Source organism: Agrobacterium sp. 5Ca39, assembly GCF_055382365.1.
In genome coordinates, this window is sequence record NZ_AP026436.1 from 791232 (window position 1) to 806390 (window position 15159).

12 protein-coding genes are annotated in these 15159 nt (G+C 59.3%); 4 read left to right on the plus strand and 8 right to left on the minus strand.

What is annotated here, in order from left to right:
- Positions 1 to 10: 10 nt before the first annotated feature.
- The 7 genes from ACZ47E_RS03870 to ACZ47E_RS03900 all read right to left on the minus strand — a co-directional run bounded on the left by ACZ47E_RS03870 (position 11) and on the right by ACZ47E_RS03900 (position 7161).
- A complete protein-coding gene (locus ACZ47E_RS03870) occupies positions 11 to 643 on the minus strand; it encodes a DapH/DapD/GlmU-related protein (RefSeq protein ID WP_006700189.1) in 633 nt (210 codons plus the stop codon).
- Between the two features lie 177 nt (positions 644 to 820).
- Positions 821 to 1138: a hypothetical protein gene (locus ACZ47E_RS03875; RefSeq protein ID WP_278067349.1), complete on the minus strand. Its 318-nt coding sequence runs from the start codon at positions 1136 to 1138 to the stop codon at positions 821 to 823.
- 164 nt (positions 1139 to 1302) lie between these two features.
- The gene (locus ACZ47E_RS03880; RefSeq protein ID WP_278067350.1) at positions 1303 to 1650 is read right to left on the minus strand and encodes a YunG family protein; all 348 of its coding nucleotides are present in this window, start codon (positions 1648 to 1650) and stop codon (positions 1303 to 1305) included.
- Between the two features lie 137 nt (positions 1651 to 1787).
- Entirely contained in the window at positions 1788 to 3146 is a 1359-nt protein-coding gene (locus tag ACZ47E_RS03885) for an esterase-like activity of phytase family protein (RefSeq protein ID WP_035207701.1), read from the minus strand.
- A gap of 143 nt (positions 3147 to 3289) precedes the next feature.
- Positions 3290 to 4318, minus strand: a complete 1029-nt coding sequence (locus tag ACZ47E_RS03890) for an adenylate/guanylate cyclase domain-containing protein (RefSeq protein WP_004441145.1) — start codon at positions 4316 to 4318, stop codon at positions 3290 to 3292.
- A gap of 328 nt (positions 4319 to 4646) precedes the next feature.
- The gene (gene rnd, locus ACZ47E_RS03895) at positions 4647 to 5807 is read right to left on the minus strand and encodes a ribonuclease D (RefSeq protein WP_278067351.1); all 1161 of its coding nucleotides are present in this window, start codon (positions 5805 to 5807) and stop codon (positions 4647 to 4649) included.
- 82 nt (positions 5808 to 5889) lie between these two features.
- Positions 5890 to 7161 (minus strand): MFS transporter, encoded by a 1272-nt coding sequence (locus tag ACZ47E_RS03900; protein WP_035207705.1) that lies wholly within the window; start codon positions 7159 to 7161, stop codon positions 5890 to 5892.
- A 191-nt stretch (positions 7162 to 7352) separates the two neighbouring features.
- Here ACZ47E_RS03900 and aspS point away from each other — a divergent pair, with 191 nt between their 5' ends.
- From aspS to creD, 3 genes are all read left to right on the plus strand, one after another.
- Positions 7353 to 9140: an aspartate--tRNA ligase gene (aspS, locus tag ACZ47E_RS03905; protein WP_278067352.1), complete on the plus strand. Its 1788-nt coding sequence runs from the start codon at positions 7353 to 7355 to the stop codon at positions 9138 to 9140.
- 2 nt (positions 9141 to 9142) lie between these two features.
- Complete coding sequence (locus tag ACZ47E_RS03910; protein ID WP_022555974.1) at positions 9143 to 9619, plus strand: FUSC family protein; 477 nt, start codon at positions 9143 to 9145, stop codon at positions 9617 to 9619.
- Positions 9620 to 9849: 230 nt separating this feature from the next.
- Positions 9850 to 11277, plus strand: coding sequence for a cell envelope integrity protein CreD (creD, locus tag ACZ47E_RS03915; protein WP_278067353.1), 1428 nt, complete (start codon positions 9850 to 9852; stop codon positions 11275 to 11277).
- A 173-nt stretch (positions 11278 to 11450) separates the two neighbouring features.
- Here creD and ACZ47E_RS03920 read toward each other — a convergent pair whose 3' ends face one another.
- On the minus strand, positions 11451 to 12641 hold the full coding sequence (locus ACZ47E_RS03920; protein WP_278067354.1) for a hypothetical protein: 1191 nt from the start codon (positions 12639 to 12641) through the stop codon (positions 11451 to 11453).
- Positions 12642 to 12870: 229 nt separating this feature from the next.
- On the opposite strand from ACZ47E_RS03920, the gene parC reads away from it, so the two are divergent.
- Entirely contained in the window at positions 12871 to 15123 is a 2253-nt protein-coding gene (gene parC / locus ACZ47E_RS03925) for a DNA topoisomerase IV subunit A (protein ID WP_278067355.1), read from the plus strand.
- The last annotated feature ends 36 nt before the right edge of the window (positions 15124 to 15159 follow it).

Below are 15159 nucleotides of genomic sequence, written 5' to 3' on the forward strand. Positions count from 1 at the left end.
TGGCCCCGTGCTAGGACCAGCGCTCGCAGAACGCTTCGATATCGTTTGACTGAAAGTCGCCAAGCCGCGCCATGATCGTCTCGAAGGGCCAGTCCCACCAGGCAATAGCGGTAAGCTTCTGCGCAATCGATCGTGAAAAGCGCTCGCGAATGATTTTTGCGGGTACGCCGCCGACGATGGTATAGGGCGGCACGTCCCTGGTCACCACGGCGCCGGCGGCCAGCACCGCGCCGTGTCCCACCTTGACGCCCGGCAGTACGATGACCCCGTGCCCGATCCAGACATCGTGACCGATGACGGCGCGATCCTGCTTCCGCTGCGCGAAAAAGGCATCGTCGCGCACCGCATCGGCAGAGTAATATTCCGGGCAGTAGCTGAAACGGTGCATGGATGGCCGGTCCATCGGATGGTTGGGAGCGCCTATCCTGACCTCCGCGGCGATGGCGCAGAATTTCCCGATGATCGCATCCCCCACCATGCAGCGGGGACCAAGATAAGAGTAGTCTCCGAGCTCAACATTATGCAGCGAGGTATCGGCCAAAATCTCGCAGCATCTGCCGATGCTCGAGTCTCTTACGCTGGCTGTTGCATGAATGACGGTCTCTGCGAGCTTAGGGCGCTTGATCTGTGCGGCCGAATCCATTGCAGTCTCCCGATTTTGCGCCTGCTTAACCGGGCATGATGAAGGCCCTATGACGCGAGACGGCGGAGCCGTCCATCCGTGACCAGCATACCCTGTCAAGTTCAGATTACGTCTCTTGCTTCGTGTGACATTCTCTCCTTACAGATCGGCGTCACCTGCCGGCGACATTCGGGCGCATTATCGTTTCCAGTAGTGCTCCGTTATGTTTTGAGCATTCCGAATGATATGACCGGCGATTTCTGGGTCGCCGCCCTCGAGGGTCTGCGGATCGGCCCCGCACAACAACAAAAAGAGCTGTTGATGCGCAACTGCGGCAAAATAATCCCGGGGTGGTGGCTGCACGTCTGACCCGGTCGCCTCGAATGCTTCGGCGACTTCTTTGCTGGCGCGCTCAACCGCTGCATGAACACTCGCCATCATCGCCGCTTCCTTGCGTTCCAATATATCCTGAACCTGCCGTTCTGCCGGTGTCAGAACCGGACAACTCTCGCTCATTAAATGTCTCTCCTGTCGGTACAGCCATTTCGCCAAGCAATATTATCGCGTGGATTGTGTCCGCTTTGCGGGAAACATAAATCTTGGTCTTGAAGTGTAGCGCGCTGGTTGACCTCCATGCCGTGCGGATCGAACAGCAATGGGCTGTTCTTTTTGCAAGCCGTTCAGCCGTGGCCGAGTGCCTTTCGAATGCAGGCGCTGAGATAGGCATATTGCAGCGGCGTTATCGTCGCCATGACTTCGGTCCGATTGGCGGGATGATCCTGATAACCCACCGGCAGATCGAATTGGGTGAAGGTGAAATCCCAGCGGACGCCTTCAATGATATTGTAGAAGTGTTGCGCGCCGCTGACAGCGGTTTTCGCAATTTCGCCGCCGAAAATGTCCTGAACCACCAGGGCAGTGACGCTTCCTTGCCCCCTGGCTGGATTTTCGCGCGACCAGAGGCCGCTGGTCTCGCCCGACCAGCTTCTCTTCAGGGCGTAGTACAGTCTTTCGGCATGGTCCTGCATGAAACGTCTTCTTTTCCGCAAGCATGTTTCTGTCGCGGCAGGAAAATCGGAAAGGAGCGCCGCGCAGACGTTCGTATCTGCCAGCGCTCCGTCCGGATCATTGGTGACCGTCAATTTAAATGACGGCAGCCGTGGCCTCACTTCGCCTCGAGCAGGTCCTTGACCTCAAGCAGAACGAATTCGTTGTCATCAGCCTTGTCCAGCGCCCGCCCGGCAGAGAAAGGCAGGTTGTTGTCATTGCCGACGATGATATGCGTGGCATCGACGCGGTCGACATTCTCGATGGTGACGAAAGGCATGTCGTAGAAACCATTGCCGCCGCCCTGGCGCTTCTTGTTATCAGGGTCGGAGATCTTCATCAGGTCGATGTAGCCGATCTTGCGGGCGGCCTTGCCGACATTGGCGTCGTTGAATTCGATCTTGTAGATGCGCTTGACCTTGGCTGGGCGGGCGAAGCAGTCCGCAGTGGGAGCCTTCGGGTCGGCGCAGGCCTTGTCGGCCGTGCCGGCGCCGTTGTCGCGTTCGATGACGAGGGCAGTGGTCTCGTCCAGCATGTTGAAGTCACCGATCGCCTCGCCGCCTTCCGCCAGCGGATAAAGCCAGCTGCGACCGGTCCACTCTTTCCTGGCGGTGTCCAGTTCGATGATGCGCAGCGCGGTCGCGCCGTCTTCGGTCTTTTCTACCTGCCCGTCCGCCATATAGAGCGGTCCTTCGAGAAGGCCGTAGAGCTTTGAGCCGTCCTTGGAGAGCGCCATGCCTTCATAACCGCCGGAGCGTTTCAGGTTGAAAGCGGGCATTTTCTGAGTCGGGTTGCCAGGCAGTGTGAGAGCCGGATGGTCGGGAGACTTCACCTCGATATCGCCGGCCTTGGTGGAGATCACATCGGTCAGCTTGCCGTCGCGGGTGAATTTCAGGATGTAAGGACCGAATTCCTCACCCACCCAGAAACCGTCGGCAACAGGCTGAATGGATTCGACATCGAAATCGGCGCCCGTCAGGTAGCGCTTTTCCGTGCCTTCCAGAACGATGGGGAAGGGCGATTTCATGTCAGGGTCGGAGAGAAACACGGTTTCAAGCGCATTGACCTTGCCGGCTTCCCAGTCGAACTTCAGATGGTGAAGCATCAGCATGGCGTCGCTCGAATTGAGCTTGGAGCCGAAACCGTTGTCGGAAAGGCTCCAGAAGCTGCCGTCCGGCATGGCCTTGATGCCGGAAAAGCCCTGCATGGGCTGGCCGTTGAACGGCATGGAAAGGCCGGTCAGGCGCGCGCCGTCCTTGCCGGGCACGGTGCCGAGGCCTTCGGCGCGCTTGCGGTCGGCTGTGGTGAACTTGGCGGAGGTCTTGAGATGTGCCGGCGCATCGGCAGGCGCGGCGATGATGGTGTTGGCCGGCAGAATGGCATGTGAAACCAGCTTTGCCGGAAACTCCTTTTCCGCTGCCTGCGATGCGGAAGCGAGCGCGAGAACCGCGCAAGAGGCGAAAAGAACGTGCTTCATGTTGAGACCCCTCTCAGTACCTGTTGAAGACAGGATTGACGCGATAGGGGCAGCACATGACAGAGAGGTGATTGCCGTTTGAAGCTTTGATGAATTTTGATGACGGCGGCCGCTGGCAAAGGTGACGGCGACGTTGCTTCGCCCTAAGCGGCGGGGGCCTGATACTGGCTGAGCGTGCAGACACCGAGCGTCTGACCACGGCCCTTGACCGCGTGCTCGCCGAGATATTCGCTGCGCACGCCCTTGGGCAGCACCAGCTGATGGGCGAGGTCGGCGGAAATCAGCACGGGGTGGCCAAGCATCTTGCTCAGCGATTCGAGTCTGGAGGTCGTGTTCACCGTATCGCCGAAATAGGTGATCTTGTGATGGTCAACGCCGATTTCCGCAGTGATGACAGGTCCGCCATGAATGGCGAAGCGCAGGCGCGGCACTTCACCAAAGCGGGAAAGCCACATGTCGCGCTTTTCCTCGATGGTCGCCTGAATATCGAAAACGCAGCGCACGCAGGCGGCGCGCCGTATCGCCCTATGGTATGGCCAGGTGATGATCGCGGCGTCGCCGATGTAATCGTCGATGACGCCGCCGTGTTTCCTGACCGGTGCGGCATAGCTCGCGAAGATTTCGCCGAGAAACTCCTGTGCCTTCAGGTCGCCATGGGTTTCTGCGAAGGAGGTGGAGCCGACAAGGTCGATGAAGATGAAGACACGGTCTTCGCTCACCGGTCTGCGATAACGCCCGAGAATGAGGTCGATGAAGATATCGCGGCCAAGAAGTTCACGCACGCGCATGATGAAGACGATGATGCCGCAGACGATGAGCGTGAAGACCAGCGTCTGTACTTCGGCATGAACGGCGCGTTTCCAGGTGCCGGGAAAGATGCCACTCAGCCACAGGATCGTGCCGCCCAGCCCGAACCCGCAGAAGACGAGAACAGCATAGATGACAAGACCGACGGCAATGTAAACCGGTGTCGGCAGGGCGCTGACCTGCCGCGACAGGCCGGGCATGATGTAACCGCGCTCGAAGGCGAGGATTGGCGCGCAGGCAAACAGCGCATAGGTCGCGCCGATGAGCGCGCCACCGCCATATTCCAGGAAGGCGTAGGCCACGCCGCTGCCGGCCACGGCAACGAAGAGCACCACGTAATCCAGAATGGGCAGCAATTTTCTCATGTCGATTCTTGATCTCGGGAAGGGCAGGCCCGTCGCTCCTTGCGGGCAAAGCTTCTGTTCAGGTCATATGCGACATTAATGTGGAAAAAGCGCTGGAAAAAGTGAGCAATCGGTAAGGTTGCATAAAGGATCGGAAAGCCTGTTGCCCGGTTGCCGCAACGGACGGGGCCCGCACCCCGCCTAAGTTTATATTGTGTATTCGATGGCTTCACCGATTTTGTCGCCCGACGCGCTGTCGGGCGATTCGGGTGTTCAGCCAGCGCCATTCAGATGCAGCGCTAGCGAATGAGGCGACACGCGGTATGAGAAGGTCGCGGAAGAGCGAGCGTTACGACTCGTTCGCCGCAACCTCTACAGCCTCGACCTTCTTGCCGGCAAAACGCAGGGCGACCTCACCATTGATGAGCTTCAGCGCCACATTGCCGAAAAGCTCCCGCCGCCAACCGGTCAGTGCTGCCACCGTTGCCTTTTCGCCCTCGGCGGCGATCTTGTCCAGATCGTCGCTATTGGCGATGACCTTGGCGGCGACGCCGTGCTTGTCAGCTGTCAGCTTCAGCAGAACCTTCAACAGTTCCACGGCAGCGCCCGAACCTTCCGGCGCGTGGCTGTGACGCGGTGCCTTCGGCATTTCTTCTTTCGGCAGCGCCAGCGCCGCATTCACCGTCTCGACGATGGCGGTGCCTGAGGCGGAGCGTTCCCAGCCCTTGGGAATGGTGCGAAGCCGCGACAGCGCCTCGGCATCCTTCGGCTGCTGCTGGGCGATTTCGAAGATCGCATCGTCCTTCAGCACGCGCGAACGGGGCACGTTGCGCGACCGCGCCTCACGCTCCCGCCAGGCGGCGACGAATTTCAGGATGGCAAGTTCGGTCGGCTTGCGCAGGCGCGATTTCAGCCGCAGCCAGGCATCGTCGGGATGCATGTCATACGTGTCGCGAGACTCGAGAATATCCATCTCTTCGGTCAGCCACAGCGAGCGGCCTTCACGCTCGAGCTGGGCTTTCAGCGAGAGATAGACATCCCGCAGATGGGTCACGTCGGCCAGCGCGTAATCCAGCTGCTTTTCGGTCAGCGGGCGGCGGCTCCAGTCGGTGAAACGGGAGGATTTGTCGATCTGCACGTTTTTGATCTTCTGCACCAGCTGGTCGTAGGAGATCGAATCGCCGAAACCGCAGACCATGGCGGCGACCTGCGTGTCGAAGATCGGATGCGGAATAAGCCCGCCGAGATGGTAGATGATTTCGATGTCCTGTCGCGCCGCGTGGAAAACCTTCACGACGTCGGGATTGGCCATCAACTCGAAAAGCGGCGTAAGATCGAGGCCCTTCGCCAGCGGATCGACCAGTACCTCGAGAGTCGGGCTTGCCATCTGCACGAGGCAGAGTTCCGGCCAGAAGGTGGTCTCCCGCAAAAATTCGGTGTCGATGGTGATGAATTCCGATTTCGCCAGTTCCGTGCAGGCCTCGGCGAGGGCGGCAGTCGTTTCAATCATTGCAAATGGCCACTCGTGAAAATTATCCGTCTTACTTTCCCTTTGCCGGGCGCATGTCAATACAAAGCCCGTTTTTGAAGGCCTAAGGATCGTTTTTCTCCGGCGGATTGGGCTCCGACCCATTCTTTTTAGGTGGTGCGGGTGCGGCGAGCTTCTGGAAATAGGCCGAGGTGCGCAACAGCGAACTGAAACGCCAGTTCCTCTCCTCAAGCGGAACGCCCTCGCGCACCTGCAGCCGATATATGGTGTAGGCGATGAAAACGATCTGGATCGCGGCGGTATAGCTGAACAGCGCCTTCGGACCGAACTGATCGATCAGGACGGAGGCGAGAAGCGGCCCCACGGTTGCGCCCACCGACCAGAAGAACAGCAGTCCGGCTGACATCATCGCATGTTCGCCTTCCCTGGCGTGGTCGTTGCCATGCGCCGAACTCAGCGAATAAAGCGGCAGGGCGAAGGCGCCGAAGATGAAGACGCCGATGATATTGCTCCACTCGTCCGTGCCGGCGAAGAAAGCGAGAAACAGCCCGACGATGACAGAGGCGGCCGTGGTGGCGAGAATGATGATGCGCCGGTCATAACGGTCGGAATAAACGCCAAGCGGATATTGCAGCACCACACCGCCAATAATGCCCGCACTCATGAAGGTGGCGATGGCGGTGACGGAAAAGCCGATCTGTTCGGCATAGATCGGGCCAATGTTGCGGAAGGCCGCCATGCTGAGGCCGACTGCCACGCAACCGACGACGGCAAGCGGGGAAATGCGCCAGACGGCGAAAAGGTCGAAGGGAATCTGCTTCGGCGGGGCAGGGTTGGATTTGTCGGCAAGCGAGATCGGCACCAGAGACAGCACCAGCGCTATCGCGATCAGCGAAAACACCACCGGGCCTTCGACACCCATCACGGCAATGACATATTGCGCCAGCGTCACGGAGCCGAGATCGACGAAACGATAGATGGAAAGCGTGCGCGCGCGATTGGAATTCGTCACCTGGGCATTGATCCAGCTTTCGATGGCCGCAAAAAGACAGGCGACGGCAATGCCGATGACGAAACGCATCAGCATCCAGAATAGCGGGTGGATGATGAGCGGCATGGCGATGGAAGCGGCCGAGGCGACCGCTGCCATGGTGGCAAATGTTCTGATATGGCCGATCTTTCGCAGAAGCCGCGTCACCGAAATGCAGCCGAGTGCGAATCCGATGCTGTAGGCGGCGCTGATGACGCCGATGGTGCTGGCGGAAAAACCTTCGGAGATGCCGCGCAGGGCAATATAGGTTCCCTGCAGGCCGTTGCCGCCGATCAGGATGCCGGCGGTGACGAGAAGCGGGATGAGGGGTCTGATCTGGCTCATTGCGGGCCGACTCGGTTTGGCGGGCTGAATATGCACTATCTAAAGCCAAGGCGGGGGAAAGGACAGGCTGAAGGCGACATTGTTGCGCTTTGCCTTGACAAATCAGGCTGGCCATGCGCTTTTCCGGCAAATTTCGACAGTGCCGCCCATCTGGCCTCCAACGGGCCCACGACACGTTCCAGGATAAAAAAATGCATCGTTACCGCAGCCACACCTGTGCCGCTCTCCGCAAGTCCGACGTCGGCGAAACCGTTCGCCTTTCCGGTTGGGTTCATCGCGTGCGAGATCATGGCGGCGTTCTCTTCATCGACCTTCGCGACCATTACGGCATCACCCAGGTGGTTGCCGATCCTGACAGCCCGGCTTTCAAGGTTGCGGAAACCGTGCGCGGCGAATGGGTCATCCGCATCGACGGCCTCGTCAAGGCGCGTTCGGAAGACACCGTCAACAAGGGCATGGCGACCGGCGAGATCGAACTTTACGCTCAGGAGATCGAGGTTCTCGGCGTCGCCAAGGAACTGCCGCTGCCGGTCTTCGGTGAGCCTGACTATCCGGAAGACGTTCGCCTGAAGTACCGCTTCCTCGACCTGCGCCGCGAAACGCTGCACAAGAACATTGTCAAGCGCACGCAGATCATCTCCGCCATGCGCACCGGCATGGCCGATGCCGGCTTTGCCGAATATACGACGCCGATCCTCACGGCCTCCTCGCCGGAAGGTGCACGCGACTTCCTCGTGCCGTCGCGTATTCATGAGGGCAAGTTCTTCGCGCTGCCGCAGGCGCCGCAGCAGTACAAGCAGCTTCTGATGGTGGCGGGTTTCGACCGTTACTTCCAGATCGCGCCGTGCTTCCGCGATGAAGACCCCCGCGCCGACCGCCTGCCGGGCGAATTCTACCAGCTCGACGTCGAAATGAGCTTCGTGACCCAGGAAGATGTCTGGACCACGATGGAGCCAATGATGACTGCCGTCTTCGAAAAGTTCGCCGAAGGCAAGCCTGTCACCAAAGAGTGGCCGCGCATTCCCTATGATGAAGCGATCCGCAAATACGGCTCCGACAAGCCGGACCTGCGCAACCCGATCGTCATGCAGGCCGTGACCGAGCATTTCGATGGTTCGGGTTTCAAGGTCTTCGCGAACATGATCGCCTCCAACCCGAAGGTTCAGGTCTGGGCAATTCCGGCCAAGACCGGCGGTTCGCGCGCATTCTGCGACCGCATGAACGCCTGGGCGCAGTCTCAGGGTCAGCCCGGCCTCGGTTACATCTTCTGGAAGGAAGAGGATGGCAAGGTCGGCGGTTCCGGTCCGCTCGCCAAGAACATTGGCGAGGAACGCACCGAGGCGCTGCGCCAGCAGCTCGGCCTCGAGGCAGGTGATGCCTGCTTCTTCGTCGCCGGTGATCCCGCCAAGTTCTACAAGTTTGCCGGTGAGGCGCGCACCCGCGCCGCCGATGAACTGAACCTGATCGATCGCGACCGCTTCGAAATGTGCTGGATCGTCGACTTCCCCTTCTTCGAATACAACGAAGAAGAAAAGAAGATCGATTTCGCCCACAACCCCTTCTCCATGCCGCAGGGTGGTCTGGAAGCGCTGGAAGGGCAGGACCCGCTCACCATCAAGGCCTTCCAGTACGACGCCGTCTGCAACGGCTTCGAAATCGCCTCCGGTTCGATCCGTAACCAGTCGCCCGAGTTGATGGTCAAGGCTTTCGAAAAGGTTGGCCTGTCGCAGACCGACGTTGAAGAGCGCTTCGGCGGTCTCTACCGCGCCTTCCAGTATGGCGCGCCTCCGCATGGCGGTTGCGCTTTCGGTATCGACCGTGTGGTCATGCTGCTGGTCGGTGCGAAGAACCTGCGCGAAATCACGCTGTTCCCGATGAACCAGCAGGCGCAGGACCTCCTGATGAACGCGCCGTCGCCGGCAACGCCGACGCAGCTTCGCGAACTGGCGCTGCGCGTCGTTCCATCCAAGAAAGACTGATCGTGTTGAAGACGCTGCTCGACCGTGTTCGCGCAGCCTTCACCCGTGCATTGGCGGCCGCACTTGCGGCCGCTTTTGCGTTCTGGGTCGCGCATCGCTGGCTAGGCCACCCGCAACCCGTCTTCGCGGCGATCAGCGCGCTCATCTGTCTGGCGCCGGGAATTCCAAGCCATGTTCGTCAGGGCCTCGGCTTGATGGTGGGCGTCACCGTCGGCATTCTCGTCGGGGAAATAGCCCTCCTGGTTCCGCATGATTTCGCCGAAATCAGGCTGGCCTCGGCGACCTTCATCGCCATGATCCTCGCCTCCATGTTCGGCCTGCCGCCGGTCGTGCCGATACAGGCTGGTGCTTCCGCCATGCTCGTGCTCCTCATGGGGCCGCAGGTTGCCGGCCTTGTCCGCTTCATCGACGTGATCGTGGGTGTCGCGACCGGTGTCACCGTAGCGCTGGTCTTCTTTCGCGAGCGGCTGAAACTCTAGCCGTCACCACTGGTGGATGAGGAATTTTCCGTCTTTGTCTCGCGAACGCGGCAAAGACACAATTTTACCGCGAGTCGAACCCACTTCCGCACATAATCAGCCGAAATCCGATCCCAGTATAGCCCTGCGTCCACCAGGAGGATGCAAGTCTAACGCAGATTTTAAACTTGGGACGGCGCCGACCGAACGTTGAATCCGGTTCGCGCGATAATATTGGTAAGGATTTCAGAATGGTTCATCAAACGGAAAAAGACCCTGCCATCGCGGCCGGGCATATGCATCCGGCCACGCACCGCACTCATTTCGCGGCCGGGCTGCGCTCGCCGGGCGCGAAATTTGTCATGATCGGCTTCATTTCGATGGTCTTGCTGGTGCCGCTCCTGCTGGTCTGGGCATTGACGGAAGAACGCGCCTCGCGTGCACAAGAGGTATCCGGACGGATCGCCCATGGATGGGGTGGCGATCAGGTGGTGAATGGACCTTATCTTGCCGTGCCCTTCGATGTGGAACGCCGCCGCGAGGTCAATGGCCAAAGCGTCGTTGATCGTGTGACGGAATGGGTGCTTGTCATGCCGGAAACACTAAAGGTCACGGCTGATCTCAAGACCGAGGAAAAGCAGCTGTCGATCTATAGCTTGCCCGTTTATAAAGGCGATCTCGCGCTTGCCGGTCGCTTTGGTTCAGGCATCCTGACGGATCTCGCCCGTTTTGCTGGCACGCCCCGTCTCGATAACGCCGTCCTCGTTCTCAATATCGCTGACATGACAGGCATCCGGTCCAGCGCAGGCGTCCGGATAGACGGCGGGCCCGTTCTGCCATTTGATCCCGGCATGCGGGACATGTCCGCAACGGCAACGCATGACGACCCGCAGGCGCGAATGATGTCCGATGCCGGAGTGCATAGGCAGATTGACAGAAGCCTCATTGAAACCGGCTTTGCCTTCGATATCGCCTTTTCGCTGAACGGGTCGGGCAGTTTCGCCGTCGCGCCGGCAGGTCAGACGACGAGTTTTGCCGCAAAAGCCAATTGGCCACATCCGGGTTTCGAAGGCCTGTTTTTGCCGGAGGAAAAAACGATCACCGCCACGGAGTTCAATGCCAGTTGGACCATTCCGTATCTCGCACGGGGCTTGGATCGGGTTGTTGAAGGCCCGCGATTGCCGCTCTCCAACAGTCTGATGACAATCAATCTCGTAGAGCCAGTGAAATTTTACCAGATCATCGCGCGGACACTGAAATATTCGATCGGGTTCATCTCTCTCGTTTTCCTTGCCGTCTTTATCGTCGAACTCAAGGGCGGCACCATCGTGCACTGGCTACAATATGTGCTGACAGGGCTGGCGCTGATCGTTTTTTATGTACTTCTCCTGGCGCTTTCGGAGCACACGGGATTCACCATTGCTTATGTCGCCGCCGCACTTTCAACAGCGGTCCTGATCTCCTTTTATCTCGGCAGCGCAACCCGTAGCCGAAGGAACGGCATTGCCCTGTTCGGCGTGCTCTCACTCGCCTACAGCGTCATGTATCTGGTGCTGAATGAAGATGAATATGCGCTGTTGGCCGGCGCGGTAATCTCGTTCATCGCCATAGCCGCCACAATGTTTGCGACGCGCCGCGTTGACTGGTGGGAACGGGCACTGCAGGTGAGGGCAGGATAATCGCACAGGGCGAAACGGCCTGAGTGCCACTGCCGCCCCCAAAAGCGGGACGCAAGCTGCGACCCGCTTTTGGCGTTGATCGTGAGATAAGTTATCGGGAGCTGACGACATTCCCGGATGTTAATTGAGCACAAAAGGAAAGCCCCGGTGCAATGGACCGGGGCTCTTTCGTCTTATTCGTTTGCCGTCACCGTGACGCCGAGCATTTTCGGCAGGGTGTTCGGCGCGCCCATGGCAGCGCCCATGATCATGGGGAAGGGGACCGGCTTTTCCGGCGCTGCCGTGATCGAGAAGTTCTTCGGATCGTCGATATAGGTGTTGATCGCCGCCGACACCATGTTCTGCAATTCGGGAACGTTGAGCGAGGCCATCATGATCGGCGCCATGCCCTTGATGGTCTGTGCAAGCTGGTCGCCCGTCATACCCTGCTGGCTCGCCGCATAATCGATCGCGCGCTTGGTGATGCTGGCGTCTTCGAAGCTGATCTCGGCGTTGACGAAGGAGAGTTGCTGCATCAGGCCGAGCATGGCAAGGCTCGCGGCCTGGTCTGCCTGTTCCTTGTTCGGGTTGGCAGCCTGCGCCTTCACCGTTTCCTGCATCGACTTGATGAAGGCGAGCGTATAGCCGGAGAAACCGAACGACATGTTCAGGCGGCCGACATCATCGAGGTCGATCGCGTATTCCTCGACATCGACAGTCCCGGAAGCCACTTCCCAGCTGCCGCTCATGGTCATGTCGCCGGAAAGCGCCTGCAGCTTCAGTTTTTCGATTGCATCCTTGGTGGCGGGGTCGGTGACGTCGCTGAAGTCGGCCTTGAAGCCGGAGGCGTCGAGGTCAAAGCCGATCGAATTCTTGTCGTCGCTCACCGACATCGTCGCACTGGTTTCCTCGAGCGAGAAAGCCTGCTTGCCGTCGACGGACACGGAAATCGGGCCGCTATGGGCTTCGTCGTAGAACATCAGCGCATCGACCGTGCCGGTGGTGGCATCAGCGGGGATGACGAGGCCGGACATGTAGATGTCGCTGGCCTTGATCTCGACCTTGTCCTGCTTGTAGTCGATATTGTCGAAGCGGGCGTTCTTTATCTTGTAGCCACCGTTGTTTTCCTCGACGCCATCAAGCGTGATATTGCCAACCGGGATTTTCTTGGCCGGGTCGGCAGCGGCACTGAGGGTCACGTCGTTCAGCGTCACCGTCGAGCCGTTGACGGCGACGGAGCCTGCATCAATTTGACCGCCCTGCGCGGCATAGGCCGCATTGATCTTCTTCAGCACATCCCCACCATCCAGCGCGAAAGCCGGCGCGGAAAGGGCAAGAAGCGCGGCGCTCGCAAAAAGAACCTGCCGGGTGGATTTCAGTCTCATGATGTTTCTTCCCTCAACGTACGGCTGCAAACCGAGCCTTAATGCTAATGGTGATACTTATATTCGCTGATAATCAAAGGTCTAGGGTATTTAGATCGATTCCCATGACGGCGGCATTGCGGCATTTGCAGCGCGGTTAACAAAAAACCGCATGGAAGGGCTGGTTTCATCCACAGCCGCGACCCCTGTGTTTCTTGCCGGGAATCGCCATTTCCGCTAGTCAAGCACCATGGGAAAAAATCTTGTACCTCCGTCCGGCGGAGACGATAATATTCATCCGGTCGATTTGAAGGCAGCGCTCGAAGAGCGCTACCTCGCTTACGCCTTGTCCACGATCATGCATCGTGCGCTGCCGGATGTTCGCGACGGCCTGAAGCCGGTCCATCGCCGCATTGTCTATGCGATGAGCGAAATGGGCCTGAGACCCAATTCCGCCTTCCGCAAATGTGCCAAGATTGTCGGTGAGGTGATGGGTAACTACCACCCCCACGGCGACCAGGCGATCTATGATGCGCTGGCGCGTCTGGCGCAGGATTTCTCGCTGCGTTATCCCCTGGTCGACGGGCAGGGCAACTTCGGTAACATTGACGGTGATAGCCCCGCCGCCATGCGTTACACCGAAAGCAAGATGACGGCGGTGGCCGAGCTTCTGCTGGAAGGTATCGGGGAAGACGCGGTCGATTTCCGCGACACCTATGACGAATCCAATTCCGAGCCGGTGGTATTGCCCGGCGCTTTCCCCAATCTGCTGGCGAACGGTGCTTCCGGCATCGCTGTTGGCATGGCGACGTCGATCCCGCCGCACAATGCGCATGAACTGTGTGACGCGGCGCTGTACCTCATCATACATCCCGATGCGACCGTTGAAAAGCTGGTGGAATTCATTCCCGGTCCCGACCTGCCGACCGGCGGCGTGATCGTTGAAAGCCGCGAGAATATTCTCGATGCCTACAAGACGGGACGTGGCGGTTTCCGAGTGCGCGCCAAGTGGGAAACGGAAGATCTGGGCCGTGGCGGTTATCAGATCGTCATCACCGAAATTCCGTTCCAGGTGCAGAAATCGCGGCTGATCGAAAAGATCGCCGAGCTGCTTATCGCGCGCAAGTTGCCGCTTCTGGAGGATGTCAGAGACGAATCCGCCGAGGATGTGCGTATCGTTCTGGTGCCAAAGAGCCGCACCGTCGATGCGACGCTGTTGATGGAATCGCTCTTCCGTCTCTCCGATCTTGAGAGCCGCCTGCCGCTCAACATGAACGTGCTGTCGCTCGGCAAGGTGCCGAAGGTGATGGCGCTGAACGAGGTGCTGACGGAGTGGCTGGCGCACCGCAAGGACGTGCTGGTCCGCCGCTCGCGCCATCGTCTGGCGGCAATTGATCGCAGACTGGAAATTCTGGGCGGCCTGCTCGTCGCTTATCTTAATCTTGATGAGGTGATCCGCATCATCCGCGAGGAGGATGAGCCGAAACAGGTGATGATGGCGAAATGGTCGCTGACGGACCTGCAGGCCGAATCCATCCTCAACATGCGGCTGCGCAACCTGCGCAAGCTCGAGGAATTCGAAATCCGCAAGGAATTCGACGAACTGACGAATGAGAAGGCCGAGATCGAAGCGCTGATCGCCTCTGATGACAAACAGTGGCAGACAATCGCCTGGGAAATCGGCGAGGTCAAAAAGAAATATGCCAAGGCGACCGAACTCGGCCGCCGTCGCACGCAGTTTGCCGACGCTCCTGACGCCGATATCGAGGCCATTCAGCAGGCGATGATCGAAAAGGAACCGGTCACCATCGTTATCTCGCAGAAGGGCTGGATCCGGGCGCTGAAGGGTCACATGTCCGACACCTCGACCCTGACCTTCAAGGAAGGCGACGGTCCAAAGCTTGCCTTCCCGGCGCAGACGACCGACAAGCTGCTGCTGCTGACGACGGGCGGTAAGGCCTATACGCTCGGCGCCGACAAGCTGCCGGGTGGACGCGGCCATGGCGAGCCAATCCGCATCATGGTCGATATGGAAAACGATCAGGATGTCCTCACCGCCTTCGTGCATGATCCGTCGCGCAAGCTGCTGCTCGTTTCGACGGCCGGGAACGGCTTCGTCGTGGCGGAAAGCGAAATGGTCGCGAATACCCGCAAGGGCAAGCAGATCATGAACGTATCCATGCCCGATGAGGCCAAGCTCGCGGTTCCCGTTACAGGCGACCACGTCGCTGTCGTCGGCGAAAACCGCAAGCTCCTGGCGTTCCCGCTGGCGCAGGTTCCGGAAATGTCACGTGGCAAGGGCGTGCGCCTGCAGCGTTACAAGGACGGCGGCGTCGTGGATGTGAAATGTTTCGCGCTTGCCGAAGGCTTGTCTTGGTCCGACACGGCCGGGCGTCTCTTCAACAAGGTGGGTGAAGAACTGCGCGAATGGCTTGCCGACCGCGCCACCGCCGGCCGCACCGTGCCGAAGGGCTTTCCGCGCAGCGGGAAATTTGGTGGGTAAAGCCGCCTGGTATTGACAGGTTATCGATGAAGCGCC

Coding starts and splice junctions, on each gene's coding strand:
- parC (WP_278067355.1), top strand. CDS start 12,871: ATGGGAAAAAATCTTGTACCTCCGTCCGGCGGAGACGATAATATTCAT.
- ACZ47E_RS03885 (WP_035207701.1), bottom strand. CDS start 3,146: ATGAAGCACGTTCTTTTCGCCTCTTGCGCGGTTCTCGCGCTCGCTTCC.
- rnd (WP_278067351.1), bottom strand. CDS start 5,807: ATGATTGAAACGACTGCCGCCCTCGCCGAGGCCTGCACGGAACTGGCG.
- ACZ47E_RS03920 (WP_278067354.1), bottom strand. CDS start 12,641: ATGAGACTGAAATCCACCCGGCAGGTTCTTTTTGCGAGCGCCGCGCTT.
- creD (WP_278067353.1), top strand. CDS start 9,850: ATGGTTCATCAAACGGAAAAAGACCCTGCCATCGCGGCCGGGCATATG.
- ACZ47E_RS03870 (WP_006700189.1), bottom strand. CDS start 643: ATGGATTCGGCCGCACAGATCAAGCGCCCTAAGCTCGCAGAGACCGTC.
- ACZ47E_RS03890 (WP_004441145.1), bottom strand. CDS start 4,318: ATGAGAAAATTGCTGCCCATTCTGGATTACGTGGTGCTCTTCGTTGCC.
- aspS (WP_278067352.1), top strand. CDS start 7,353: ATGCATCGTTACCGCAGCCACACCTGTGCCGCTCTCCGCAAGTCCGAC.
- ACZ47E_RS03900 (WP_035207705.1), bottom strand. CDS start 7,161: ATGAGCCAGATCAGACCCCTCATCCCGCTTCTCGTCACCGCCGGCATC.
- ACZ47E_RS03880 (WP_278067350.1), bottom strand. CDS start 1,650: ATGCAGGACCATGCCGAAAGACTGTACTACGCCCTGAAGAGAAGCTGG.
- ACZ47E_RS03875 (WP_278067349.1), bottom strand. CDS start 1,138: ATGAGCGAGAGTTGTCCGGTTCTGACACCGGCAGAACGGCAGGTTCAG.